Source organism: Sulfitobacter sp. AS59 (assembly GCF_038899995.1).
In the GTDB taxonomy this organism is placed as follows: Bacteria; Pseudomonadota; Alphaproteobacteria; order Rhodobacterales; family Rhodobacteraceae; genus Sulfitobacter.
Window position 1 is genome coordinate 62,493 of sequence record NZ_JBBMQK010000003.1, and the last position, 25,329, is coordinate 87,821.

The window sequence follows — 25,329 nt, forward strand, 5'->3', positions numbered from 1 at the left end:
AATGAAATTGGAATTCTGCAATGTTGTTCTTGGCCGGTTTAATGGGTTTGGTGGCAGTTGGGGCGGCGGCCTTTGTCGACATTAGCCCCGAGGGGGAAGAGGACGATGATTCCTTTTCCGACGATGCGAACGTGGCAAACGGCCTGATACTCTCAGGCAGTACAGGGGCCGACCTATTAAGCGGCGGTGACGGCGATGATCAAATCGGCGGGAACGAGGGTGATGATCTGATCACGGGCCAAGGTGGGGACGATTATGCACGTGGCGGCGCAGGAAGTGATACGGTCAATGGCGGGGCGGGAAATGACGATCTGCATGGCAACGGCGGCGGCGACCTGATCGAAGGGGGCGGTGACGATGACTGCCTGACCGGCCACAATGGCAACGATACGCTGCACGGCGGGACCGGAAACGATTCGCTGATGGGGTCCGCTGGGGAGGACGTGCTGTTTGGCGATGATGGCGACGACACACTGCTCGGTGGCTTGGACGACGACACGCTAACCGGCGGGCTAGGTGCAGACGCCTTGTTTGGCGGTTGGGGTGATGATCTGATCATTGGGGTCGAGGATAACCCTGATGTGGATGGCATTGCAGACGAGGATACCGGCGATTTTCTGAATGGCGGCGGGGGTGATGATACGATTGTCGCGGGCCTGAATGATGTTGTGACAGCTGGGGATGGCGCGGATAGTATTATCATCGGCGATTGGGTCACCGACGGAAATGCCCCCATGATTGAGGATTTCGAACCAGAGGATGACAGCCTGTTGCTGGTTTGGGATGACCGCGGCGTAGAGGATGAGGAGCCCGAGGTTTCAGTCGATCCGGACCCGGAGCAGCTGGATCAAACATTGGTTCGCATGAATGGGGTGATTGTGGCCTCTGTGAAAAGCGCGGATGTGCTGACCGCCGCCGATGTTTCGATTGTCCCGCTCAGTTCGGCCATCGCAGCCGGGCTTGCCCTGAGCTGATCTGCCGCGACTCACTGTTGCAAATAAGGGTTCACCAACTTGCAAACGGCACATCGCAATAAAGTCTTTGCCAAGCATCAAAAACTTTCCTATACGCGCCCATCGCCCGCTGATTCAAAACAGTGGGGGATGCTCCATGGGCCTGTGCTGGACGACATCCCGGCCTGCGCCATTAATTTAACCTTTTGAAAAGGAGACCCCGATGTCGATTACGCTAGAAGAAAAAGCACGCGTCATGAAAGAATTCGGCACCAAAGAAGGCGACACAGGTTCGCCCGAAGTACAGGTTGCCATTCTGTCCTCGCGCATTGCAACGCTGACCGAGCACTTCAAAACCCACAAGAAAGACAACCACGGTCGCCGTGGCCTTTTGAAAATGGTTGCGACACGCCGGAAGCTTTTGGATTACGTTAAAGGTAAAGATGACGCACGTTATCAAGACCTGATCAAACGTCTGGGTCTGCGCCGCTAATTCAGCGCTGCATTCCTATTGCGAATGAAACCGCACCTTGGTGACAAGGGGCGGTTTTTTCGTTTCAACACCCCTGCCCGACCATTTATGCGCCCCCACACATGTATTAGCCCTCCGATGATCCAGAACACCGTCCGCATCCGGCCATTGAGGCCAACAGACAGCGCCCAAGCCGTGCAGGTGTTTTTCGACGCCATCCACCGTGGCACGGCGGATGTGTATTCGGCGTCGCAGCGGCAAGCCTGGGCAGGGACCCGCCCCGACACAGACGGTTGGCGCAACCGGCTTGTCGGTGTGCAAGGCTTTGCCGCCGAAACCGCCGGAAAATTTCTGGGGTTCATGACAATCGACGAAACGGGTTACATCGACTTGGCCTTTGTCAGCCCCGATGCCATGGGTCAGGGCATTGGGCGTAAACTATACAATGCGGTGGAGCACCGAGCCCGAGAGCTTGGCGTGACCGCCCTAAGCACCCATGCCAGCAAAAAAGCGAGACCGTTTTTTGAACGCATGGGGTGGTCGATTGATTGTGCGCAAACGGTTGAAAAGCGCGACGTCACGCTGACAAATTACAAAATGTCCAAGACACTAGCATAAGCATCGCTCCCCTCGCGCGCCGCACTAAAACCTGCGCGCCCGCCCCCTTCAACCGATCAGGAGGGCGGTAAAAGCGGCATTTCGGCACATATACCCCCCAAATCAACGCTTCTCTTCCCATCGCATGCAAACTCCTGTATGGCCGCACAATCTGAAAGCCGGCGCCCGGACTCCAGCGCCCGACAAAGAAGATACCGGAGTCAGGGGGAATATGCCCCCTACGCAAATGGCCCAACGCGGGCCGAAACAGGAAACGTAGATGTTTAATGTAACGACAAAATCCATGCAGTGGGGCGAAGAAACGCTGACACTGGAAACAGGCAAAGTGGCACGTCAGGCAGACGGCTCGGTTATCGCGACACTGGGCGAAACCAGCGTTATGGCCAACGTCACTTTTGCACGTCAGCAAAAGCCCGGTCAGGACTTTTTCCCGCTGACCGTCCACTACCAAGAGAAATACTATGCCGCCGGTAAAGTACCGGGTGGCTTTTTCAAGCGTGAGGCCCGCCCCACCGAGAAAGAAACACTGACAGCCCGTTTGATCGACCGTCCGATCCGCCCGCTGTTCGTCCCCGGCTTCAAAAACGAAGTTCTGGTGATGTGTACCGTTCTGTCGCACGATCTGGTGAATGACCCCGATATGGTTGCTATGATCGCCGCATCCGCTGCGCTGACCATTTCCGGCGCGCCGTTCCGTGGCCCAATTGCCGCATGCCGCGTTGGTTTTGAAGATGGCGATTACATCCTGAACCCAACCGTTGACGACATGCAGGACCTGCGCCTGAAGCCTGAACAGCGTCTTGATCTGGTTGTTGCCGGTACCAAAGAAGCCGTGATGATGGTTGAATCCGAAGCGTATGAGCTTTCGGAAGAAGAGATGCTGGGTGCGGTTAAATTCGCCCACGAACAAATCCAGCCTGTTATCGACCTGATCATCGATCTGGCCGAAGACACCGCGAAAGAGCCGTTTGATTTCCAGCCTGTTGACTATTCGGACCTGTCCGCTGCCGTCAAAGCCGCTGGCGAAAAAGAAATGCGCGCAGCATTCGCAATTGCTGACAAGCAAGAGCGTACAACCGCTGTTGCCGCGGCCCGCGAAACAATCAAAGCAGCCCTGACAGACGAGCAAAAAGAAGATGCGAATCTTGGTTCCGCTTTGAAAAAGCTTGAAGCGTCTATCCTGCGCGGTGACGTTGTTAAGACAGGCACACGCATCGACGGTCGTAAGACTGACGAAATCCGTGAAATCGTGTCCGAGACAGGTATCCTGTCGCGCACCCACGGTTCGGCCCTGTTCACACGCGGCGAAACCCAAGGTCTGGTTGTGACCACATTGGGTACCGGCGACGACGAACAGTTCATCGATGCGCTGCACGGCAACTTCAAATCCAACTTCCTGCTGCACTATAACTTCCCTCCCTACTCGGTTGGTGAAGTTGGTCGCGTATCCGGCCCTGGCCGTCGCGAAATCGGTCACGGCAAGCTGGCTTGGCGTGCGTTGCAGGCGGTTCTGCCGGCCTCCACCGACTTCCCCTACACCATCCGCGTTGTGTCCGAGATCACTGAATCGAACGGCTCTTCCTCGATGGCGTCGGTTTGTGGTGGCTCCTTGTCCATGATGGACGCGGGCGTTCCGTTGAAAGCACCAGTCGCTGGTGTGGCCATGGGTCTGATCCTCGAAGAAGACGGCTCCTATGCGATCCTGTCCGACATCTTGGGTGACGAAGACCACCTTGGCGACATGGACTTTAAAGTGGCCGGTACCGAAGCAGGTATCACGTCGCTGCAAATGGACATCAAGATCGCAGGCATCACGCCCGAGATCATGGAAAAAGCCTTGGCCCAAGCCAAAGCTGGCCGCGTTCACATCCTTGGCGAGATGAACAAAGCACTGTCCGGCGCGGGTGAATTCTCGGTCCACGCACCACGCATTGAAACGATGCAGATCCCAACCGACAAGATCCGTGAAGTTATCGGTTCCGGTGGTAAAGTGATCCGCGAAATCGTTGAAGTGTCCGGTGCCAAGGTCGACATCAACGACGAAGGCATCATCAAGATCGCATCGCCAAACGGCGACTCGATCAAGAAAGCCTATGACATGATCTGGTCCATCGTGGCCGAGCCTGAAGAGGGTGCGGTTTACACCGGTACCGTCGTTAAGATCGTTGATTTCGGTGCATTCGTGAACTTCTTTGGCAAGCGCGACGGTCTGGTCCACGTATCCCAGATCGAAAACCGCCGCCTGAACCACCCTTCGGATGTTCTGAAGGAAGGTCAGGAAGTGAAAGTAAAACTTCTGGGCTTTGACGACCGCGGCAAGGTCCGTTTGTCGATGAAAGTCGTTGACCAGGAAACTGGCGAAGAAGTTAAGAAAGAGGAAGCCGCCGAAGGTTAATCCTAGGCAGCTTTTGAATAATAAAGCCCCGGTGGAAACGCCGGGGCTTTTTGTTGTGAATGGCCAAAGATATCTGGGCTTTGAAAGCCAGCGCAAACGGTCTATTTCAACGCCATGAACAGCCTCATCATCCATATGCCCGGCAGCACAGAACGCCGCCCGAACGCTGACAAACTGCTGCAGGATTTGCCTAACGCGCAGCTTGTTGACGCCGTCGATGGCCGCGACCCTGCCCAAGTGGCCGATCTTCCTGTGTTTCCTGGAAACCTGCACAAGCCAGCCTATCCCTTTGCGCTGAAGGGTGGTGAAATGGGGTGCTTTGCCAGCCACCGGAAATGCTGGCAGATGATCGTGGATAACGGTTGGGACTATGCGATTGTGGCCGAGGATGACGTGGCAATTTCCCTACCCGACATGGCGCGCAGCCTGACGATTATCACCGCCTATATGACCCCTGAAATGTTCATCCGCTTTCCGTTTAAAAACCGCGAGCAAAAGGGCGCTGTCATTGCAACCGATGGCGATAGCCGACTGTTGCTGCCATGTAGGATTGGCCTGCAAACCGGCTGTCAGGTTGTCGGCCGCGCGGCCGCAAAACGGCTGCTGGCGGCATCCACGCAGATCGACAGGCCCGTTGATACGTTTTTGCAGATGCACTGGGTGACAGGTCAGCCGGTCCATACATTGCTGCCCAACGGGCTAAGCGAAATTGCAGGGCAAATCGGTGGGTCCACCATTCAACAAAAAACCCGCACCAACCAGAAGCTGATGCGGGAGATCAAACGTGCGTGGTACCGCACACAGGTTAAGCTACGGCCACAACGGCCGTAGACTGCCCTTAGCTGGGCGCTTTGGTGGTACGCAGATATGGCAGAACCGTTGTGAACTCGCCAAACTTCGCCTTGGCATCCGCGTCAGACACGGATGTCGGGATAATCACGTCATCGCCCACATTCCAGTTCGCAGGCGTGGCAACGCCCTTGCCGGTGGACATCTGCAAACCATCCAAAGCGCGCAGCACTTCGGCAAAGTTCCGGCCCACGGTCATGGGGTAGGTCATCGACAGCTTTAGCTTTTTGTCCGGCCCGACAATGAACACCGCGCGTACGGTCGCGCTGTCGTTGGGCGTGCGGCCATCGGGCATGTACGCCTCGGCTGGCAGCATGTCGAACGCCTTGGCGACTTTCAAATCTTCGTCAGCGATGATCGGAAAACCAGCCTTGGCTTTGGCAAAACCTTCGATGTCGTTTTTCCATTTCTTGTGCTCTTCGGCACTGTCCACGGAAATACCCATCACCTTGGTGTCCCGCTTGGCCCATTCATCGGCCAATTGCGCCACGGCACCGAATTCGGTCGTGCACACGGGTGTAAAGTCTTTGGGGTGCGAGAAAAGGATCGCCCAACTGTCGCCGACCCATTCATGCAGATTGATCGTTCCCTGATCGGTTTCAACAGTCATATCCGGGATAGTATCGTTGATACGCAAAGCCATTTTGAAGTCTCCTGTCGTTGTTAAATTTCATATTCCATATTGTATATATGTCTTTTTCAGACCTGTGAAAGGCCTCACTTGCAGGTGCGACACTGTGGTGACATGGTGTGCGCAAATGGCAAGGGCAACCCCAAGCCAAAAGATCATAAAAGGAGCTCTCGAATGTTAGAGAAACGCGAATTCTACATCAATGGTGAATGGGTTTCCCCTGCAAAACCGAATGATTATCATGTGATTGATCCCTCCACAGAAGAGCCCTGCGCGATTATTTCCCTGGGGGATCAAGCAGATACAGATGCAGCAGTTGCCGCGGCCAAGGCCGCCCTACCCGGCTGGATGGCCACACCCCCCGCGGATCGCATCGCATTGTTGGAAAAACTGCTAGAGGTGTATCAAGCCCGCTCCGAAGAAATGGCAACCGCGATCAGCACCGAAATGGGCGCGCCCATGGAGCTGGCCCGCACATCGCAAATCGGTGCTGGCACATGGCACCTCAGCAACTTCATCAAGGCCGCGAAAGAGTTCAAATTCGAACAGCCCCTTGGCGATCACGCTCCGAACGACCGCATCATCCGCGAAGCGGTTGGCGTTGCCGGTCTGATCACCCCATGGAACTGGCCGATGAACCAGGTCACTCTCAAGGTCGGTGCTGCCGTCGTTGCGGGCTGCACCATGGTTCTGAAGCCGTCCGAAGAAAGCCCACTGGACGCGATGATCTTTGCCGAGATGATGGACGAGGCCGGTTTCCCCAAAGGTGTTTTTAACCTTGTGAACGGCGACGGTGTTGGTGTTGGCAGCCAGCTGTCCTGCCACAAAGATGTCGACATGATCAGCTTTACCGGCTCCACCCGCGCAGGCACGCTGATCTCAAAGGCGGCTGCTGATACGCTGAAGAAAGTGCATCTTGAGTTGGGCGGCAAAGGCGCGAACCTGATCTTTAACGATGCGGATGATAAGGCCGTCAAACGCGGCGTTCTGCACATGATGAACAACACCGGCCAGTCGTGCAACGCGCCAAGCCGTATGTTGGTACAATCGGATGTGTACGACAAAGCCGTCGAAGAAGCTGGCAAAGTGGCCGCACAAGTCACTGTCGGCCCCGCCTCCCAAGAAGGTCGCCACATCGGGCCCGTCGTCAACGAGACGCAGTTCAACAAGATTCAGGATCTGATCCAGAAAGGTATCGACGAAGGTGCACGCTTGGTCGCCGGTGGTACCGGTCGCCCTGATGGTTTGAACCGTGGCTTCTTTGTTAAACCCACAGTCTTTGCCGACGTGACACCCGACATGACCATCGCCCGCGAGGAAATCTTTGGCCCGGTTCTGTCGATCATGAAGTTCGACACCGAAGAGCAAGCCGTTCAGATTGCGAACGACACGGTCTATGGTCTGACCAACTATGTTCAAAGCCAGGATGGCGCACGTCGCAACCGTTTGGCACGCCAGTTGCGGTCCGGCATGGTCGAAATGAACGGCCAAAGCCGCGCAGCTGGGTCGCCGTTCGGTGGGATGAAGCAATCCGGTAACGGTCGTGAAGGCGGTCTCTACGGGATCGAGGATTTCACCGAAATCAAAGCCGTCTCCGGCTGGGCTGCTGAGTAACACGCCTATCGTTTTAGGGGGCCACCTGTAGCGGGTGGCCCCTTTTCTATTGGTCGCGCGCTATGCGGCCAGAGATTTCCTATCCAGACGTCTTTTGTTAGAAACCATCTACATCACATCAGGGGTTCGCGATGATCTACGCACGACTGCACGGCCGGTTGGGAAATCAAATGTTTCAATATGCTGCTGCCCGTGGGTTGGCGGCGCGTCTGGACGTGCCATTCGCCCTTGATACCCGCCGGGCCAGCCACAAGGGCGAAGGCGTCCTGACCCGTGTGTTCGATCTGGATCTAACCACGCCTGAAAACCTGCCCCCCGCGCAGCACGAACGTCCGCTGGCCTACTATGTCTGGCGCGGCTTTGGCCTCGCGCCCAAAATCTATCGCGAGAAAGGCTTGGGCTATAACCCCGCCTTCAACTCCCTGCCTGACGGCACTTATCTGCACGGGTATTGGCAATGTGAGCGATATTTCGAAAACATAGCCGACGATATTCACGCGGCGTTTGTGCCGCGCCACCCGATGACGCCCCAGAATGCGGAAATGGCCCAGCGGATCGCTTCGGGCCCGTCCGTGTCGCTGCATGTGCGGCGTGGTGATTATCTGGCCTTGGGCGCGCATGGCGTCTGCGATCAAGCCTATTACGAGGCTGCCCTCGCTGCCGTCACTGAGGGGCTCACATCACCAACCGTTTATGTTTTCTCGGATGATCCGCAATGGGCCAAAGACAACCTGCCCCTGCCGTTTGAAAAAGTCGTGGTCGATTTCAACGGTCCCGATACCGACTATGAAGACCTGCGCCTGATGTCCCTGTGCCAGCACAATGTCATCGCAAACTCGTCGTTCAGCTGGTGGGGCGCGTGGCTGAATACCAATCCCGACAAACGCGTCGCGGGGCCGGCAAAATGGTTCAACGATCCTAAACTGAACAACCCCGATATTCTGCCCAGCCGCTGGATCACGGTCTGATCATCCCGCAGTTAGAACGGTGCCTTTGATCTGATCTTGGTCGAATGACCGCCTTGCGGATGATTAAACCGCAGCTCTTCTGAATGCAGCATCATGCGCGGGAAATCCAACGCATCACCTGTCGCATAGAACGGGTCGCCCAGGATCGGGTGCCCCAAGCTTAGCATATGCACACGCAGCTGATGGCTGCGGCCCGTTTTGGGCGATAGGCGAACGCGCGCCGTCGTGCCTTCGTTCTTTAAAAGCCGCCAGTCCGTTTGCGCAGATTTACCCGTTTCATGGCACACCATTTGGCGGGGCCGGTTCGGCCAGTCGACGATCAACGGCAGGTCGATGGTGCCGGTCTTTTCCTCGGGGACGCCCCAAACCCGCGCGACATAGGTTTTGCGGGTCATACGTTTTTCAAACTGCAATCCCAGATGCCGCTGGGCATAGGGCGTCAGCGCAAAGATCATTACGCCAGATGTGTCGCGGTCCAATCGGTGCACCAACAATGCATCCGGAAATACCGCCTGCACCCGCGCGATCAGGCAATCGGCAAGATGCGGGCCTTTGCCCGGAACCGACAACAGCCCGGCAGGTTTGTCGACCAACAACACTTCGGCGTCTTCGTGCAAAACCACCAAAGGATCTTGCGGCGGGGAATAATCTGTTTCCATCCCTGTCCGTCTCAGATGTAGAGTGGATTTTCAACCCATCTGTCACAAAGGACCCGCAATGCATCCCACAATTACCAACATGATCGACGTGGTCGCCAAGGGAGAGGCCGATAAAATCGCGCCCTTGCTGGCCGAGGATGTCACATTCATGCCGCCCACCTATTACAAAACATGGACCGGCCGCGCGCCTGTGGCAGCCGTTTTGGGGCATGTGGGCCAGGTATTCAGCGATTTCAAATACCGCCGCATTATGGGCGAGGGCAGCGATTGGGCGTTGGAATTTCAATGCAAGATCGGTGATCTGGATGCCGTGGGTGTCGATCTGATCACACTGGGCGACGATGGCCTGATCGCCAAATTCGAGGTCGCCATGCGCCCGCATAAATCCATCGGCGCGCTGCGCGATGCGATGAATGCACGGGTGATGAAAGACCCCAGTTTCCTCTCCTTCAAAGACGCGTTGTCATAGCCGCGTTAGGGGGCAGTGATCTGCCCCCTTAGGCCCGCCGCATCTGGCGAAACAACGAGATCGAATAGATCACCAGCGCCGCCCAGATCATCGGAAAGGCGATCATCCGCGCGCGGCCAAAAGGTTCATCGAACACCAGTACGGCGCAGAGAAAGATCATCGTCGGCGCGATGTACTGCAGGATGCCGATTGTGGACAAGCGCAACCGCTTAGCCCCGTTGGCGTACAAAATCAGCGGCACCGCCGTGACCAGACCGCAACCAAACAACATCCATGTGTCATAAGGCGACCCTTGGAAGAAATGCGTTTGGCCCGTGGCGCTAAGATAGCCCAGATAGATCAGCGCCGGGATCAACAGGATCAAGACCTCAAGCAGGAACCCTTGGTTCGGACCAATCGGCAGACGTTTCTTGGCCAAGGCATATAGCCCGAACGTTAGCGTCAGACTAAGTGCGACCCACGGGAATTTCCCCGACTCGATCGTCAAGATCGCTACGGCAACAGCCGCCAACGCGATGGCCGCCATTTGCAGTTTGGAAAGGCGTTCACCCAACAGCAGCGACGCCAACAAGATGCTGAACAACGGGTTGATATAATAGCCCAGCGACGCATCCAGCGCGTGCCCCGAATTGACCGCCCAAATGTAGATGCCCCAGTTCAGCGAAATCAGCCCCGCCGTTACACACGCCATCAATAAAGTACGCGGCGACCGAAACGCCTCGCGCAGCGTTTCAGTGCGGCCCAGCAGGATCAGCACCAAGGCCCCCACCGGTACCGACCAGATGATCCGGTGCACCACAATTTCAGCCGCAGGAATATGTGCAATCGCCTTCATATACAGCGGCAGAAACCCCCACAGCACATAGGCCCCAATCGCAAAGCCAAGCCCTTGTGGCGTGTCCTCTGACGTTGGTTTGTGATCGGCGGAAAGCGTGTCTGGATTGCGCATTTGTGTCTCCTACGCGCCTTGCTTACGCGTCAGGGGAACAGACCGCCACCCTCAAACTTTGACGCGTTCCGACGATGGATCATACATCGGTTTCAGCGACACGTCGGCCTTGATCCGCGTCCCTGCGATGTCGATCTCATAGCTTGATGCCAACACCTGAGCCGGTGTCTCAGCCGGACAAGGCACATAGCCCATGCCGACCGCTGCACCCAGATGGTGGCCATAGGCACCCGACGACAGATAGCCGATAATTTGGCCATCCCGCAAAACCGGCTCGTTGTGATAGAGCAGCGGTTCGGGGTCGGTCAGCTTGAATTGCACCAAGCGCCGCTCCAGCCCGGTTTCCTTTTTGCGCAAAACCGCATCACGTCCGATGAACGCTGGCTTGTCGGTTTTCACCGCAAAGCCAAGACCGGCCTCTAGCACGTGATCCTCGCTGGTGATATCATGGCCGAAATGGCGGAAGCCTTTTTCGATCCGCGCACTGTCCATCATGTGCATCCCGCACAGCTTTGCCCCGATGTCCTGCCCCGCAGCCATCATTGTCTCGAACGCATGGGCGGCCATGTCGGCGCTGACGTACACCTCCCACCCCAATTCGCCCACATAGGTCACGCGGTGTACACGTGCGGTGCCCATCCCCAGCTCGATCTCTTGGGCGGTGCCAAAGGGGTTCACCGCGTTAGAGAAATCATTCGGACTGACCGCCTGCATCAGCTTGCGCGCGTTTGGCCCCATCACGGCCAGCACGGCCTCGCCCGCCGTCACATCCGTGATGACCACATTAAAATCACCCTGATGACGACGCATCCACGTCTCATCTGCCAGTCGTGTCGCGGCAGGGGTGACCACCAGATAAGCCGTGTCCGACAGGCGCGTGATGGTGACATCCGCCTCGATCCCGGCGCGGTCGTTTAGGAATTGCGTATAGACGATCTTGCCCACCGGCACGTCATATTGGCCGCCGCCGATATGGTTCAGGAATGCCATTGCATCGCGCCCTTCGACACGGATTTTACCAAAGGACGACATGTCGTAGAGACCGACATTGCTGCGCACGGCGGCGACTTCATCCGCGACGTTGCCGAAAAAATTCTGCCGCTTCCAGCTGTACTCATACTCTGGCGTCTGTCCGGGGTTTGCGAACCAGTTGGCGCGCTCCCAGCCGGCCAGTTCACCCATGACGGCACCATGCTCCAACAGTTGCGCATGAAACGGGGTTCGCCTGATCCCGCGCGCTGTCGCCTTTTGACGGTAGGGGTAGTGGTCAGCATATAGCAGGCCCAGCGTTTCTTTCGCACGTTCCACCAGATAGGTTTTATTGCCCTGAAACGGTTGCATCCGCGCGATATCCACATCGCCCAAATCAAAGGGTTTTGCCCCCTCGTCCATCCATTGGGCCAGTGCCATGCCCGCGCCACCAGCCGACTGGATGCCGATTGAATTGAACCCTGCTGCAACCCAGACATTGTCCATCTCGGGGGCCAGCCCCAGATGATAGGCATCGTCGGGCGTAAAGCTTTCTGGCCCATTAAAGAACGTATGAATGCCCGCCTCTGCCAGCATCGGCATACGGTTTACGGCGGCCTCTAGTATCGGCTCAAAATGGTCGAAATCCTCGGGCAGTTGATCGAATTCAAAACTGTCGGGAATGCCCTGCATCCCCCATGGTTTTGACACCGGTTCAAACGCCCCCAGCATGATTTTGCCGGCGTCGTATTTGTAATACGCGCATTCATCAGGCACCCGCAGCACCGGCAGTTGCTCAAGCCCTTTGATAGGCTCTGAGACGATATAGAAATGCTCGCAGGCTTGTAGCGGAATACTGGTGCCCAACATGCGACCAACCTCGTGACCCCACATGCCCGCGCAGTTGACCACGTGATCGCAGGTGATCTCGCCTTGGGTGCCATCATCCGTTGTATAGGCAACACCCGTCACCCGCCGCCCGTCGCGCAGCGCCTCGGTCGCTTTGACCCGCTCGAATATCTGCGCACCGCGTTGCCGTGCGCCCTTGGCCAACGCTAGCGCGATATTGCCCGGATCGCCCTGCCCGTCCTTGTCCAGATAAACACCGCCCGTCACACTATCGGTGTTCAGATGCGGATAGCGCACTTTGACGTCATCGGGGCCGATCTCCTCGACATCCACACCAAAGGCACGCGCCATCGCAGCCGAGCGAAAGATTTCCTCGCGACGCTCCTCTGTCAGCGCCACGGTGATGGATCCGCAGCGTTTGAACCCCGTGGCGACGCCCGTTTCGGCTTCTAAATCTCCGTAAAGCTCTTGGCTGTACTTGGCCAATCGCGTCATATTCGCGCTGGCCCTGAGCTGCGCAATCAGCCCCGCCGCATGCCACGTCGTGCCCGATGTGAGCTGCTTGCGTTCGAGCAGCACCACATCTTTCCACCCAAGCTTGGTCAGGTGATAGGCGACGGAGCATCCAATGATTCCTCCCCCGATGATAACAACGCGCGCATGAGAGGGAGGTGCCATAAGATAGTCTCCTTAGACGATTGTGTGACCGGCGGCGCGCAGCCGCTCGGCGATTTCTTTGATGTGGGCAGGGCCGACTTCGCAGCAGCCCCCGACGATAGTGGCCCCTTGATCGATCCATCCCATGACATGATCCGCATAAATTTCCGGCGTCAGATCGCGCCGGGCGCTTAGGGTATCGACGGTGGGTTTGTCGGCCAAAAATTCCTGGGTGATCTTTTCGAACCCGTTGGCATAGGCCCCGAAAGGCAGACCAGCGGTTTTCAGAATATCCAACGCGGGCTTGATCGCTTCGGGCGCCGAACAATTGATCAGCAGCGCGGCGGCTTTGCCCATATGCGGCAGCACATCGGCCAACGGTTCGCCGGACCGCAGGCGCGTTCCATCTTGGTCATCGACCGACAAGGCCACCCAAACCGGCAGACCTGTTTCCAGCGACGCATCCAGAATGCTGCGCGCATGCGAGACAGACACGACCGTCTCGCACAAGATAAAGTCCGACATCGGTGCCGTCATCAACGCTTTTTCGCGGTAAATCCTAAACGCTTCATCATAGTCGGGGTGTAGGTCAGGGCGGTAGCTGGCCTTGATCGGGCCAATCGCACCGGCAACACGCGCGCCTTTGAAATCAGCCGCAGCTGCCTTGGCTTCGGCCATTGCCGCGTCGTTCAACTCTGCAAAGCGGCTTTCATACGGGGTGCCGTCCAACCGGTCGCGAAAAATGGCGTAGGTGTTGGTGGTCGCGATGGTGGCACCCGCTGCGAAATATTCGCGGTGCACGGCCTCGACCATACCGGGGTGGTCGATCATGACCTGCGTGCCCCAAAGCGGTGTTGCCTTATCGCCAGCACGGTGCACCAATTCCTGCCCCATGCCACCATCAAGAAGGGTGATTTCTGTCATAACATCTCCATGCAGCGCGGAATTTTTCAAAAATTCCGGCCCGTTTTCTTGCTAAGAAAACGTTCACGCCCGCAAGCGTTCGTTTTCTGGATCCCACAGCGGTTGATCCGCCTGAACAATTGCACGGCACTTGGTGCCGAAGATGTCCACGTAGACCTCCGTTTCGGGCACAGCAAGGTCGGCCCGCAGCATCCCGAAAGCGATTGATTTATTCACGCGGTATCCCCAATCACCCGATGTGGTTTCACCGACGACCTCTCCGTCGTGCCACAGCGTCGACATATAAGGCGCATCCTGATCGCTGGCTTCGACCACCAGCGTGACAAAGCGTTTTGACACGCCCTGTTGCTGTTCATTTTGCAAGGCCGCTTTGCCCGGAAAATCCTGTGATTTGTCCAGTTTCAGGAAACGGTCCAGCCCACACTCCAGCACGGTGTAATCGGTGGAAAGATCCCCCTTCCACGCACGATAGCCTTTTTCCATCCGCAGAGAATTCAGCGCCCACATCCCAAACGGCTTTGCCCCCGCAACAATCACGGCCTCGTAAATGCTGGGCATGTCAGCGTTGGCTGCGTGGATTTCCCAGCCCAGTTCCCCCGCAAAGCTGACGCGCACCAAGGTGCAGCTCACCCCCGCAACGCTCGCGGTTTGATGGGATAGCCACGGCGCAGACAGATCGGCCTGCGTTTTTAACCCTTCGAATAAGCCACGCGAGTGTGGGCCCGTGACGATCAAGGTCGAATAGTCCCGCGTGTGGTCGGCCAACGCCAAACCGGCATCCAAAGCAGGGCGCAGAACGTCGAAATCGTGCCACTGCGCCGAGGCTGCGGTGATCAGCGTAAAGTCATCATCACCATGGCGCAGGCAAGACATTTCAGTCACCATGCGCCCGCGGTCATCGGCGAAATAGGCAAGGTTCATCCGCCCCACTTTGGGCAGGCCGCCGGTGATGCGCCCTCGCAGCCATTCAGCGGCACCGGCCCCGGACAAACTGAAGCGCGAGAACCCCGGCAGGTCCAACACGCCGACATGGTCGCGCACCGCCTCGCATTCCTCGCGAATGCGCTGTGCCCATGGGCCGTTGCGGTCCCATGTCTGGGTTGCCTCTTCGGATACGTCATCGCCCGGCTGCGCGAACCAATTGGCGCGTTCCCACCCGTTATACGGGCCCATCTGCCCGCCAAGGGCGACAATACGGTCATGCACAGGCGACAGTTTTTTGTCGCGGCCCGCAGGCCAAGCGTGGCGCGGGAAATGCATGGCGTATTCGTGGCCATATACCTCCATCGCTTTTTGGTTCGCGTAATCCTGATCGGTGTAGTCAGTATAACGGCGAGGGTCGGTCGCCCACATATCCCATTCGGTCTGGCCTTGGGTGATCCATTCGGCCAGCACCTTGCCCGCGCCACCACCTTGGGTGATGCCAAAGGTAAACACGCAAGCCTCGAATGCATTGGGTACGCCGGGCATAGGCCCAATCAGCGGCAACCCATCTGGCGCATAGGGGATCGGGCCGTTGATCACACGCGATACGCCAGCAGTCCCCAACATCGGCACGCGCGCCATCGCGTCTTCGATATACCATTCCAGCCGTTCCAGATCGTCGGGGTATAATTGGAATGAGAAATCGTCAGGCATCGGATCATCGGGCTGCATCCAATGGCCTTTGCAGTTCCGCTCATACGGGCCAAGGTTCAAGCCGTACTTGTCCTGCCGCAGATAGTAGGAGCTATCCACGTCGCGCAATAGCGGCACCTTATGGCCGTGCGCTTGGCTCCATTCCTTAAGCTCGGGGATATCATCGGTCAGGAAATACTGATGGCTCATCGTGGCCATGGGGACCGTACGCCCGCCGTAGGGTTTGAACCATTCGCCAACACGCTGCGCGTAATACCCGGCGGCGTTCACCACCTTTTCGCAACGGATATCGCCCTTGGCCGTATGCACGATCCATTCACCGTTTTCGCGGCTGACGCCTGTGGCAGGGCAGAACCGTTCGATTCGCGCACCCATGTCACGCGCACCTTTGGCCAAAGCTTGCGTCAATTGAGCGGGGTCAATATCGCCATCGTCGGGGTCATAGAGGCCGCCGGCCAGATCATGGGTTTCGATAAAGGGGTATTTTTCCTTGATCGCGGCAAGGTCCATCATCTCTAGGTTTAGACCCTGATAATTACCCATGGAACAGGCGCGCTCAAACTCCATCATCCGGTTTTTACCATGGGCCAGACGGACCGATCCGGTGACGTGGTAATTCATCGGATAATCAACTTCTTCCGCCAAGCCTTTGTACAGCTCCAGCGAATAGCGCTGCATGTTCATCACCGCCCATGAGGTGCTGAAACTGGGGCAGTTCCCCGCCGCGTGCCACGTCGATCCGGCAGTCAGTTCGTTCTTTTCCAGCAAGACGCAATCGGTCCAGCCCATCTTGGCCAGATGGTACAGCGATGAAACGCCAACGACGCCGCCCCCGATGATGACAACCCGTGCTGTGGTTGGAAACTCAGCCATCTGTCTTCTCCTCTTGATTGGTGTCGGGCGGGATCTCGTAATAATCCCCCTTATCCGAGACAAAGATGTGCCGCGTCAGGTGCATGCCAGTAGGCCCATCAATCGCACCAAGGGACACTCCGGTGTCGGGGTCCTTATCGGATTTCCAAAACAGGAAGCTGCCACAGGTCGGGCAGAACCCGCGCCGCACGCCGGGGGATGATGTGTACCACTTTGGCGACCCTGATACGTTCAACCCGTCATCCATCACCTGCACCGATGCCCAGTGGTGGCCCGATTGCTTGCGACACTGGCTGCAATGGCATGCTGCGGGATCACGCGCAGCCGCGTCCGCATTGAAAGTGATTGCCCCGCAGAGGCAGCTTCCTTTTAACATGGTCAGCCCCTTCCCGCAGGTGTTGAGGCGGCCCCAAGCAAGACACCATAAATGACAAAGCTCGCGGCCATAACGCGCCGCACCCAAACATTGAACACCGCCCCCATCGCCGCCCGACCCAGCCCCGCGCCAAGCGCGGTAAAGCCGGTATAGCTCAGCGCGGTAAGCGTCAGTGCCGTCGGAACAATCACCACCATCTGTTCCCAGATTGGCACATCCGGTTGAACAAACTGACTGAACGCGGCCAGATATCCGGCCACGGACTTGGGGTTGATTGTGGCAACGGCAAAGGCGCGCAAATAGATGGACCGCGTGGGGCGGTCAGCCACCGTGACCGGTGTATTCGCGTTCATCCATCCACGTATCCCCAGATAGATCAAAAACCCCGCACCAATGAATTTGGCCACGGTAAAAGCCGTCTCGGATGTGGCGATCAAAGCGGTGATGCCAAAGGCCGACAGAACCAGAAACAGGCTGGCTTGGGTCAGAATGCCCAAGACGCCGATCAATGCGCGCCTGAACCCCAAGTTCATGCCGTTATTAATGCAATTGACCGCGTTCGGCCCCGGCGTGGTCACAAACACCACCCAGAACAGCGCAAATATGATCCAGGCCTCAAAGCTCATCAATACACCGGTGGGGCAATGACCCAAATCGCAACAGCGGGGTCGGGGTTGGGGTTTGACCAGCGAAACGGCTCTCCACGAACGCGGAAACTGTCGCCGGGGTTTAGGATGTGGGTTGTGCCGTCAATCTCGAACTCAAGGCTGCCAGAGATCAGATATCCTACCTCTTGGGTGGGGCGTGTGACCAGATCTTTGATCCGGCTAAAGGGCTGAAACGTCGAATGGACCATTTCAAAATCATCGGTCAGATCAGGGGAAAGCAGTTCTTCGACAAGCCCCGCCACAGAGGATCCGATGGGTCTGCGGGCACCTTGGCGCACGATAAACCCGGCCTCATGCGCAGGGGCCGCCGCATGGCGAAACAGCATCGACACGGACACCCCTAGCGCCTGTGCAATATGGCGCAGGTCAGTGATGGAAGGCTCGGACAGGTCGCGCTCGACCTGGCTCATCCAGCCAACAGAACGGTTCAGCGCCTCCGCAAGATCATGCAGCGTTAACCCACGCGCCTTGCGCAAGGCGCGCAGATCGGCACCGAGCGTTTGGGACGTAGAAAGAGGCGCGTGTTGCACTGGGTTGCATCCGTGAAATTACCGTTCGTTTTTTCACGCTGCCCCAGCTTCGTGAAAAAATCCAGAACTATTTCACGGATGCAAAGCAGTTTTTCAAGATCGCTTGGAATTGATCCGCGTCTTCTTGGGTAAAGGCATTGGGTTGATTGCTGTCGATATCGAACACACCGATCAAATCACCCGCTCCATTCCAAACCGGTAATACCAGCTCTGATCGGGTGGAGCTTGCACAGGCGATATGCCCCGGGAACGCATCGACGTCGGCAACCAATTGGGTTTGCCCCGTGCGCGCTGCCGCACCGCAGACACCACGGGAGAACGGAATGACCAAGCAGCCATGCCCGCCTTGATAAGGCCCGATCTTTAGCAATTCGGGTTCAGTCACGCGGTAAAACCCTGTCCAATCGAACCTGTCATCGGCGTGGTGAACCTCGCACGCGACGGTGGCCATCAGGGCAACCGCATCGGTTTCACCATGGGTCAGCGATTGCAGGGTTTCAGCAAGGGTAGCGTAGTCGATTGTCATGTGACACCTTTTGAAACATCGGTTGAAGGGGGGCTGTCTGCCCCCCACACCCCCCGAGGATTTTTATCCATTTGGAAGTTAGGGACGTTCAATCGCGATGGCCGTCCCTTCGCCACCCCCGATACAAATCGCAGCGATGCCGCGCTTCAGACCACGTTTTTCCAGCGCATTCAAAAGCGTGACGATAATGCGCGCCCCCGACGCGCCAATGGGATGGCCCAGCGCGCAGGCCCCACCGTTCACGTTCACGATGTCATGAGACAGGCCCATCTCGTGCATGAAGGCGAGCGGGACGACGGCGAAGGCTTCGTTGACTTCCCACAGGTCGACGTCCTCTTTCTGCCAGCCCAGCCGGTCGAGCAGTTTTTGTGCAGCGGGCACAGGGGCCGTGGTGAAGAGGCCTGGGGCCTGAGCGTGGCTGGCGTGGCCCATGATATGGGCGCGCACGGCTAGACCTTGGTCATTTGCCGCTTTTTCAGAGGCCAGCACCAGAGCGGCCGCGCCATCGGAGATCGACGAAGAGTTGGCCGCCGTGACGGTGCCCCCGTCGCGGAAGGCTGGTTTGAGGTTCGGTATCTTCTCGGGCCGTGCATTTGCGGGCTGTTCGTCGGCGCTGACGGTAGATGTGCCCTTGCGGGTGGTCAGTTCCATCTGCGCGATCTCGTCCTCGAATGCGCCGGAGGACTGCGCCTCTAGCGCGCGCGACAGGGACGCCAGCGCGTAGTCATCCTGAATGGCGCGGGTGAATTGGAACGTCTCGGCGCAATCTTCGGCGAAGGTGCCCATGAGGCGGCCCTTGTCATAGGCGTCTTCAAGACCGTCGAGGAACATGTGGTCAATGACCTGAGCATGACCCAAGCGGGCACCGCTGCGCATCTTGGGCAAGACGTAGGGCGCATTTGTCATGCTTTCCATGCCGCCCGCGACCATCACATTCGTATGACCCAGTGCAATCTGGTCAAAGGCGATCATCGCGGCCTTCATCCCGGAACCGCACATTTTGTTGAGGGTCGTTGCGGGCACTTCATCGCCAAGGCCTGCCTTGAAACCTGCCTGACGCGCGGGTGCCTGACCTTGGCCGGCGGGCAATACGCAGCCCATTAACACCTCGTCCACGGTTTTAGCCCCGGCACCGTCCAATGCAGCCTTGATCGCGTGGCCGCCCAGATCAGCCGCGGTCATATCTGCGAAAACGCCCTGAAACCCACCCATTGGTGTGCGCGATGCACCTGCAATGACAACTTTTTGCACTTTGAACTCCCCCCAAAGACTTAAAAACCGAATCGTAAGACATCTGCCTTATCCCGTTGGGATACTGCATTATCTTTGGGACCAGAATATGAGACTTTCAGCCAGAACAGAAGAGCTACTGCAAGTTGTGACAGTCCTTGATGATCGCATCGACGCGGCTGTCGCGTTAGAATTCAAGGAAAACGTGCGGCAAATTACGGAAACCGCGCCCGCGACAGTGATATTGGACCTAAGCGCAGTGGTGTTTATCGATTCCAGCGGGTTGGGTGCCATCGTGGCCACGATGAAATACCTCGCACCCGAACGTACCCTTGTGCTTGCAGGGCTTACAGCGCCAGTGGACCGTGTCTTTCGGTTGACGCGCATGGATAGTGTGTTTTCGCTTTACCCGACCTTGAGCCACGCCTTGCACGATCAATCGTAACGATGACCGCGGACAACCAAGGGGGCAAATTGAATCGTGGCACCGCGCACGCGGATATATTCGAACTGTCCCTTGCCGGTACCACGCAGGACGTCAGGAATGCCCTGTCGACATGCCGGGCGTTGCTTTCCCCAATCTGCGAAAACCCGCAAAAATTGGATGATATCGAATTGGTGATGGCAGAGACGTTCAACAATATTGTTGAACATGCCTTGGCCGGGCAACAGGGCGACACCCCGATCCATGTTTCCTGCACCCAAGATGGCGATAATATCTCGATCATTTTCAAGGACGCGGGCCGCCCCTTTGCCAACAATGTTCCGCCGCAGCCGAAACAAGTCGGCACAACCGCACATGCGAAATCGCTGCCAGAAGGTGGATTCGGCTGGGGCCTGATCCACCATTTGACGCAGGAAATTTCCTATGCGAGGGTCAAACAGCAAAACGTATTAACTATTGTTATCAATGTGGCGACCCCGACAGCAGCACCCCACCAAAACCCATCATAATAAGGCCATGGAACCGGCCTGCGCTGGCCGCCCTGCCACAAATGGATACGCGGCTTCATGCTTTCACCGCAAAAGTGCCGCTGCGTCATCACAGTTTTGCCCATCTTTGACATCATACGGTAGGTCGTAGCTGCAACAAAGCTTCCCTCAGCATCGTGTTTTTTAGCCCCCACCCAGTACGCGATGCTGAGGACTTACCCCCCAGAAAAAATTGGTTTTCCATTCTGCAGCGCGCTAGGTTCCGTGAAAAGAACAACCGCAACAGGAACAGTTTTATCATGCGCGACTTCCAACTTCCCGGACGGTCCCCCGTTCTGGCGACAAATGGCATGTGTGCCACCTCCCATCCACTGGCCGCCAAAACCGCGATCAACATTCTTGAGCAAGGCGGCAATGCGATGGATGCCGCCATTGCTGGCGCTGTTTTACTGGGGATTTGCGAACCGCAAATGACCGGGATCGGCGGCGATTGCTTTGTGCTTTATTCCCCCGCTGGCAGTGATGAGGTTCATGCATTGAACGGGTCAGGCCGTGCGCCCCAGGCGCTGAACGCTGCGGTTCTGCGTGACGCAGGCGAGACCACCGTGCCTTTGACCAGCCCGCATGCCGTATCAATTCCCGGCGCGATGGATGCGTTTTGCACGCTGTCGAACGATGTTGGCAAGCTGGGCCTTGATACGTTGCTGGCACCGGCAATCCACTATGCCGAGAATGGGGTGCCCGTGGCCGCGCGTGTGGCGTTTGACTGGGCCAATGATGCGGGCACATTGCAGGGCAAGGCGCGCGACGTTTACCTGATGAACGGCAAGGCCCCGCAATCGGGGGCGATCTTCCGCGCGCCCGGCCAGGCCGAGGTGCTGCGCCGTGTGGCCAAAGACGGCCGCGACGCGTTTTACACCGGCGAGATCGCGGAGGACATGGTGGCAGCCCTTGGAAAGCTTGGCGGTCTGCACACGGCTGAGGATTTCGCCAACACCGCCTGCACTTATGGAGACCCCATCGCGGCCACGTACAAAGACCTCGAAGTCTTGGAACATGCCCCAAATGGCCAAGGGGCGACCGCGCTTTTGATGATGAACATGCTGAGCCATTTCGACATCGCGTCGATGGACCCGCTTGGGGCAGAACGTGTGCACGTCGAAGCAGAGGCCGCCAAGCTGGCCTATGACGCACGTAACCGGTTCCTTGCTGATCCCGACCACACGTCGCGTCTGGAACACATGCTTGACCCTGCCACCGCACAGAAATTGGCCGCGCTGATTAACCCGGCCAAGGCGATGGCCGACCCCGCGCCGCTGTCCGAAGCGGTGCACAAAGACACGATCTATATCACCGTGGTCGACAAGGATGGCATGGCGGTCTCGCTGATCTATTCGATTTTCCACGGCTTCGGCTCCGGCATTGCGTCAGACAAATTCGGCATCTTGCTGCAAAACCGCGGCGCGGGCTTTACCCTTGAGGAAGGCCACGTGAACGAACTGCAGGGCGGCAAGCGCCCGATGCACACGATCATTCCCGGCATGATCCGCCAGAATGGCAAGGTGATGATGCCGTTCGGCGTCATGGGCGGGGCATATCAACCCAATGGCCACGCGCGTCTGGTCTCGAACCTGATCGACTTTGGTATGGACCCGCAAACCGCCATCGATGCACCCCGTGCCTTTACCGACAAAGGTGTCTTGAGCGTTGAGAGCGGATATAGCGACGCCGTGCGCGCCAAGCTGTCGGACATGGGCCATAAGGTCGAGATTCCGCAAACAGCTATCGGCGGCGCACAGGCGATCAAACTGCGCAGCGATGGCGTTTTGGAAGGGGCCAGCGACCCACGCAAAGACGGCTGCGCCTTGGGCTATTAACACAAGCGGAGGGCGCGGAAACGCGCCTTCCGGCTTAGTTCAGCTGGAAATGCAGGGGGTATGCGCCATCGGTCAACGGGCCGAACAAATCGGGGATGTCGGGATGTTCAACAGGTTCCCCAGAATAATCCGCAACCAGATTCTGTTCAGACACATAGGCCACGTAATAGCTTTGGTCGTTTTCGGCCAACAGATGATAGTAAGGCTGATCTTTCAGCGGGCGGCTGTCTTCCGGAATCGCTTCGTACCATTCATCGGTATTGGCGAATTCGGGATCGACATCAAAAATCACGCCGCGAAACGGGTGTTTTTTGTGGCGAACGATCTGGCCAAGATGATATTTTGCGCGTGTTCTAATCATAACATTGATGCACCTACCTTTCGTTAGTAGTCCCTTCAAGGGGCATTTGTCCAATGTCCGAGCCCAAAGATAAGGAAACAGTGCGTGAACCTGACGCTGACAGTGCTTGAGATCGTCGCCCCGGTGTTCCTGCTTGCAGGGATTGGATTTGCTTGGGTGAAGCTTGGATTTGAATATCGCATCCAATTTGTCACCCAACTTGCGATGACCCTATCGGTGCCTTGCCTGATTTTTGTGTCCCTCATGAACACACAGATTGACCCCGCCGCGTTGACCGCTTTGTCGCTGGCGACGGTGGTTGCTTATGGGGGTGTCACATTGGTTGCGGCGGCAATTGTCTGGGGCATGGGCCTGAACCGGCGGACCTATCTGGCACCGATGATTTTTGGCAATACCGGCAATTTGGGCCTGCCTTTGGCGCTTTTTGCCTTTGGCGATGCGGGGCTTAGCTATGCTGTGGTTGTGTTTGCTGTGATGGCGATATGGTCGTTTACCTTTGGCATCTGGCTGGTGGCAGGCGCCGGTTCATTCGGCAAGGTCGTGCGCGAACCCTTGGTCTGGGGCACACTGCTGGGCGCGCTGTTTCTGGTGCAAGGCTGGCAAACGCCCAAGTTTATGACAAACACGCTCACCCTCTTGGGGCAGATGGCGATCCCGATGATGCTGATCACCTTGGGTGTTGCCGTGGCGCGATTGACACCCGGCGGCGTTGGCCGCGCTGTTGTGCTATCGGCGATCAAGCTGGTTATTTGTGTCGCCATCGCGTGGACGGCAGGGGTCTATTTTGAACTCGACCGCACGGCCCTTGGCGTTTTGGTGCTGCAAGTCGCCACCCCCGTCGCGGTCACGTCTTACTTGCTGGCCGAAAAATACGGGGCCGACGCGCAATCGGTGGCGGGGCTGGTGGTCGTATCGACATTGATGTCGGTGGCCGCTTTGCCAATTCTGCTGGCGTTTTTGTTATAAATTTTCGGTGGGCGCACCTGCGGAAATCTGGTAAACTGACAAAAATAATAAAACGACAAAAAGCGAGAGGCAAATGAGCAGAACCTTTTGCGCCCTAATAATTGCTGTGTTTTTAGCATCTTGTGGTGGAGGCGGCCCCTCCAATGCCCCAAGGCAGCTGGATAACGCCTGTGCGATTCTTAAGGAGCGCCCGAAATACTACAAAGCTTTCAGGAAAACCGAACGCCGTTGGGGCGTGCCGATGCACGTCCAGATGGCCACGATCCATCAGGAAAGCAAATTCATCGCCGATGCGCGCACACCGTACCGCTATGTCATTGGTGTAATCCCCATGGGCCGTCAGTCCAGCGCCTATGGCTATAGCCAGGCGCTAGATGCCACGTGGGATGAATATTTGCGCGAAGCCGGACGGCGCTTTGCCAAGCGTGACAAGATCGATGATGCCGCCGATTTTATGGGCTGGTACATGACCAAAAGCCGGACCAAGAACGGCATCCCCTTGCATGATGCCCAGAACCAGTACCTTGCCTATCACGAAGGCAACACCGGTTTTGCGCGCCGCACCTATAATTCAAAGCCATGGCTGATCGAGGTCGCACGCAAGGTGCAAATGCGTGCGGATATGTATGAACGCCAAATCGAAGGCTGCCGCCTGCGCCGCTGGTAAATAATAAGGCCCGAGGAACAAATCCTCGGGCCTGTTCGCTTAGCGGTTAACGGCCGGGGCCTTGCCGCTGACATCAAATATACTGTTCGCCAGCGGGACGCCTGTTTCCAGCTCGCCCAGCACAACAGTCGTCTGACTGCCGTTCCCGTTATTGATAACCCACTGACGCAGCTCGACCGGGTTACCGGTGAACTTCAGCTCGATATTGCCATATTCAGGATGTTCGGGATCTTGGGCGCGCACCGTGGTTGACGTGCCATCATAGCTGTGGCCGGTGACCATTCGGGCCTGCCCCAAGTTCACATTCGCGGCCAGAATGATCGAAAGCGGTGTCTTCGACAGCGGGTATGTTTCCGCCGGTTGGTTCGACTTTTTATCGTAGATGACAACCGTGTTGCTGCCTGCAATCACGATGCCTGTATCTGGCGCATTATATTCGAAACGCACCTTTCCGGGGCGTTTGATGTAAATCGTGCCTGTGCTGATCGATCCGTCATCATTGATCTGGGTGAAATCGCCCTGCGCGGTCTTCATCGCGTTCAGATAGCTAGAAATCGCGTTCAAGGGCAGCTTTTCAGCAGCGGCGGGCAATGCTGCCGCCAAACCAAGGCCGAACGCCAAAACAGTGGTGGTCACAAAACGCATCTAAGTATTCCTATTGTTATTCAGGTGCCTCACCCCAGACATAGGGTTTCGTGCGATGATATG

26 protein-coding genes are annotated in these 25,329 nt (G+C 57.2%); 13 read left to right on the top strand and 13 right to left on the bottom strand.

Annotated elements, in window-relative coordinates:
* The first annotated feature begins 41 nt into the window (after positions 1-41).
* The 5 genes from WNY39_RS07755 (at position 42) to WNY39_RS07775 (ending at position 5,269) form a co-directional block, all read left to right on the top strand.
* Positions 42-974, top strand: coding sequence for a calcium-binding protein (locus WNY39_RS07755; protein WP_342845010.1), 933 nt, complete (start codon positions 42-44; stop codon positions 972-974).
* Positions 975-1,176: 202 nt separating this feature from the next.
* Positions 1,177-1,446, top strand: a complete 270-nt coding sequence (gene rpsO / locus WNY39_RS07760) for a 30S ribosomal protein S15 (protein WP_093916536.1) — start codon at positions 1,177-1,179, stop codon at positions 1,444-1,446.
* 117 nt (positions 1,447-1,563) lie between these two features.
* Positions 1,564-2,043 carry a GNAT family N-acetyltransferase gene (locus WNY39_RS07765; RefSeq protein WP_342845011.1) on the top strand — a complete coding sequence of 160 codons (480 nt, stop codon included), beginning with the start codon at positions 1,564-1,566 and terminating at the stop codon, positions 2,041-2,043.
* 259 nt (positions 2,044-2,302) lie between these two features.
* Positions 2,303-4,438 (top strand): polyribonucleotide nucleotidyltransferase, encoded by a 2,136-nt coding sequence (pnp, locus tag WNY39_RS07770; protein WP_341232568.1) that lies wholly within the window; start codon positions 2,303-2,305, stop codon positions 4,436-4,438.
* A 114-nt stretch (positions 4,439-4,552) separates the two neighbouring features.
* A complete protein-coding gene (locus tag WNY39_RS07775; protein WP_342845012.1) occupies positions 4,553-5,269 on the top strand; it encodes a glycosyltransferase family 25 protein in 717 nt (238 codons plus the stop codon).
* 7 nt (positions 5,270-5,276) lie between these two features.
* On the opposite strand, the gene WNY39_RS07780 is transcribed toward WNY39_RS07775, so the two are convergent.
* Positions 5,277-5,930 carry a peroxiredoxin gene (locus WNY39_RS07780; protein WP_341232570.1) on the bottom strand — a complete coding sequence of 218 codons (654 nt, stop codon included), beginning with the start codon at positions 5,928-5,930 and terminating at the stop codon, positions 5,277-5,279.
* Between the two features lie 162 nt (positions 5,931-6,092).
* Here WNY39_RS07780 and WNY39_RS07785 point away from each other — a divergent pair, with 162 nt between their 5' ends.
* Both WNY39_RS07785 and WNY39_RS07790 read left to right on the top strand, forming a co-directional pair.
* Entirely contained in the window at positions 6,093-7,532 is a 1,440-nt protein-coding gene (locus WNY39_RS07785) for an aldehyde dehydrogenase family protein (RefSeq protein WP_341232571.1), read from the top strand.
* 131 nt (positions 7,533-7,663) lie between these two features.
* Positions 7,664-8,500: an alpha-1,2-fucosyltransferase gene (locus WNY39_RS07790; protein ID WP_342845013.1), complete on the top strand. Its 837-nt coding sequence runs from the start codon at positions 7,664-7,666 to the stop codon at positions 8,498-8,500.
* Positions 8,501-8,511: 11 nt separating this feature from the next.
* Here WNY39_RS07790 and WNY39_RS07795 read toward each other — a convergent pair whose 3' ends face one another.
* Positions 8,512-9,159, bottom strand: a complete 648-nt coding sequence (locus WNY39_RS07795) for a pseudouridine synthase (protein WP_342845014.1) — start codon at positions 9,157-9,159, stop codon at positions 8,512-8,514.
* A 58-nt stretch (positions 9,160-9,217) separates the two neighbouring features.
* On the opposite strand from WNY39_RS07795, the gene WNY39_RS07800 reads away from it, so the two are divergent.
* A complete protein-coding gene (locus tag WNY39_RS07800; RefSeq protein ID WP_342845015.1) occupies positions 9,218-9,628 on the top strand; it encodes a nuclear transport factor 2 family protein in 411 nt (136 codons plus the stop codon).
* A 28-nt stretch (positions 9,629-9,656) separates the two neighbouring features.
* Here the strand turns inward: WNY39_RS07800 and rarD are convergent, their stop codons facing one another.
* From rarD to WNY39_RS07845, 9 genes are all read right to left on the bottom strand, one after another.
* The gene (gene rarD, locus WNY39_RS07805; RefSeq protein WP_342845016.1) at positions 9,657-10,577 is read right to left on the bottom strand and encodes an EamA family transporter RarD; all 921 of its coding nucleotides are present in this window, start codon (positions 10,575-10,577) and stop codon (positions 9,657-9,659) included.
* 51 nt (positions 10,578-10,628) lie between these two features.
* Positions 10,629-13,073 carry an FAD-dependent oxidoreductase gene (locus tag WNY39_RS07810; protein WP_342845017.1) on the bottom strand — a complete coding sequence of 815 codons (2,445 nt, stop codon included), beginning with the start codon at positions 13,071-13,073 and terminating at the stop codon, positions 10,629-10,631.
* A gap of 12 nt (positions 13,074-13,085) precedes the next feature.
* Positions 13,086-13,976 carry a homocysteine S-methyltransferase family protein gene (locus WNY39_RS07815; RefSeq protein ID WP_342845018.1) on the bottom strand — a complete coding sequence of 297 codons (891 nt, stop codon included), beginning with the start codon at positions 13,974-13,976 and terminating at the stop codon, positions 13,086-13,088.
* 63 nt (positions 13,977-14,039) lie between these two features.
* Positions 14,040-16,487, bottom strand: coding sequence for an FAD-dependent oxidoreductase (locus WNY39_RS07820; protein ID WP_342845019.1), 2,448 nt, complete (start codon positions 16,485-16,487; stop codon positions 14,040-14,042).
* Positions 16,480-16,863, bottom strand: coding sequence for a GFA family protein (locus WNY39_RS07825; protein WP_342845020.1), 384 nt, complete (start codon positions 16,861-16,863; stop codon positions 16,480-16,482). Before WNY39_RS07825 ends, WNY39_RS07820 begins: the two co-directional genes overlap by 8 nt.
* 2 nt (positions 16,864-16,865) lie before the next feature.
* Complete coding sequence (locus WNY39_RS07830; RefSeq protein ID WP_342845021.1) at positions 16,866-17,489, bottom strand: LysE family transporter; 624 nt, start codon at positions 17,487-17,489, stop codon at positions 16,866-16,868.
* Positions 17,489-18,061, bottom strand: coding sequence for an XRE family transcriptional regulator (locus WNY39_RS07835; protein WP_342845022.1), 573 nt, complete (start codon positions 18,059-18,061; stop codon positions 17,489-17,491). The genes WNY39_RS07830 and WNY39_RS07835 overlap by 1 nt, the downstream gene beginning before the upstream one ends.
* Before the next feature lie 67 nt (positions 18,062-18,128).
* Positions 18,129-18,587 carry a GAF domain-containing protein gene (locus WNY39_RS07840; protein ID WP_342845023.1) on the bottom strand — a complete coding sequence of 153 codons (459 nt, stop codon included), beginning with the start codon at positions 18,585-18,587 and terminating at the stop codon, positions 18,129-18,131.
* Between the two features lie 78 nt (positions 18,588-18,665).
* Positions 18,666-19,838, bottom strand: coding sequence for an acetyl-CoA C-acyltransferase (locus WNY39_RS07845; RefSeq protein WP_342845024.1), 1,173 nt, complete (start codon positions 19,836-19,838; stop codon positions 18,666-18,668).
* Between the two features lie 88 nt (positions 19,839-19,926).
* On the opposite strand from WNY39_RS07845, the gene WNY39_RS07850 reads away from it, so the two are divergent.
* From WNY39_RS07850 to ggt, 3 genes are all read left to right on the top strand, one after another.
* Positions 19,927-20,262 (top strand): STAS domain-containing protein, encoded by a 336-nt coding sequence (locus WNY39_RS07850; protein ID WP_341232584.1) that lies wholly within the window; start codon positions 19,927-19,929, stop codon positions 20,260-20,262.
* 29 nt (positions 20,263-20,291) lie between these two features.
* A complete protein-coding gene (locus WNY39_RS07855; protein WP_342845025.1) occupies positions 20,292-20,771 on the top strand; it encodes an ATP-binding protein in 480 nt (159 codons plus the stop codon).
* Between the two features lie 278 nt (positions 20,772-21,049).
* Positions 21,050-22,627: a gamma-glutamyltransferase gene (gene ggt / locus WNY39_RS07860; RefSeq protein WP_342845026.1), complete on the top strand. Its 1,578-nt coding sequence runs from the start codon at positions 21,050-21,052 to the stop codon at positions 22,625-22,627.
* 34 nt (positions 22,628-22,661) lie between these two features.
* On the opposite strand, the gene hspQ is transcribed toward ggt, so the two are convergent.
* Positions 22,662-22,988, bottom strand: coding sequence for a heat shock protein HspQ (hspQ, locus tag WNY39_RS07865; protein ID WP_341232587.1), 327 nt, complete (start codon positions 22,986-22,988; stop codon positions 22,662-22,664).
* 84 nt (positions 22,989-23,072) lie between these two features.
* On the opposite strand from hspQ, the gene WNY39_RS07870 reads away from it, so the two are divergent.
* Both WNY39_RS07870 and WNY39_RS07875 read left to right on the top strand, forming a co-directional pair.
* Positions 23,073-23,954, top strand: coding sequence for an AEC family transporter (locus tag WNY39_RS07870; RefSeq protein WP_342845027.1), 882 nt, complete (start codon positions 23,073-23,075; stop codon positions 23,952-23,954).
* Positions 23,955-24,027: 73 nt separating this feature from the next.
* Entirely contained in the window at positions 24,028-24,621 is a 594-nt protein-coding gene (locus WNY39_RS07875; RefSeq protein ID WP_342845028.1) for a lytic transglycosylase, read from the top strand.
* Between the two features lie 39 nt (positions 24,622-24,660).
* Here WNY39_RS07875 and WNY39_RS07880 read toward each other — a convergent pair whose 3' ends face one another.
* Positions 24,661-25,266, bottom strand: a complete 606-nt coding sequence (locus WNY39_RS07880; RefSeq protein ID WP_342845029.1) for an outer membrane lipoprotein carrier protein LolA — start codon at positions 25,264-25,266, stop codon at positions 24,661-24,663.
* Between the last annotated feature and the right edge of the window lie 63 nt (positions 25,267-25,329).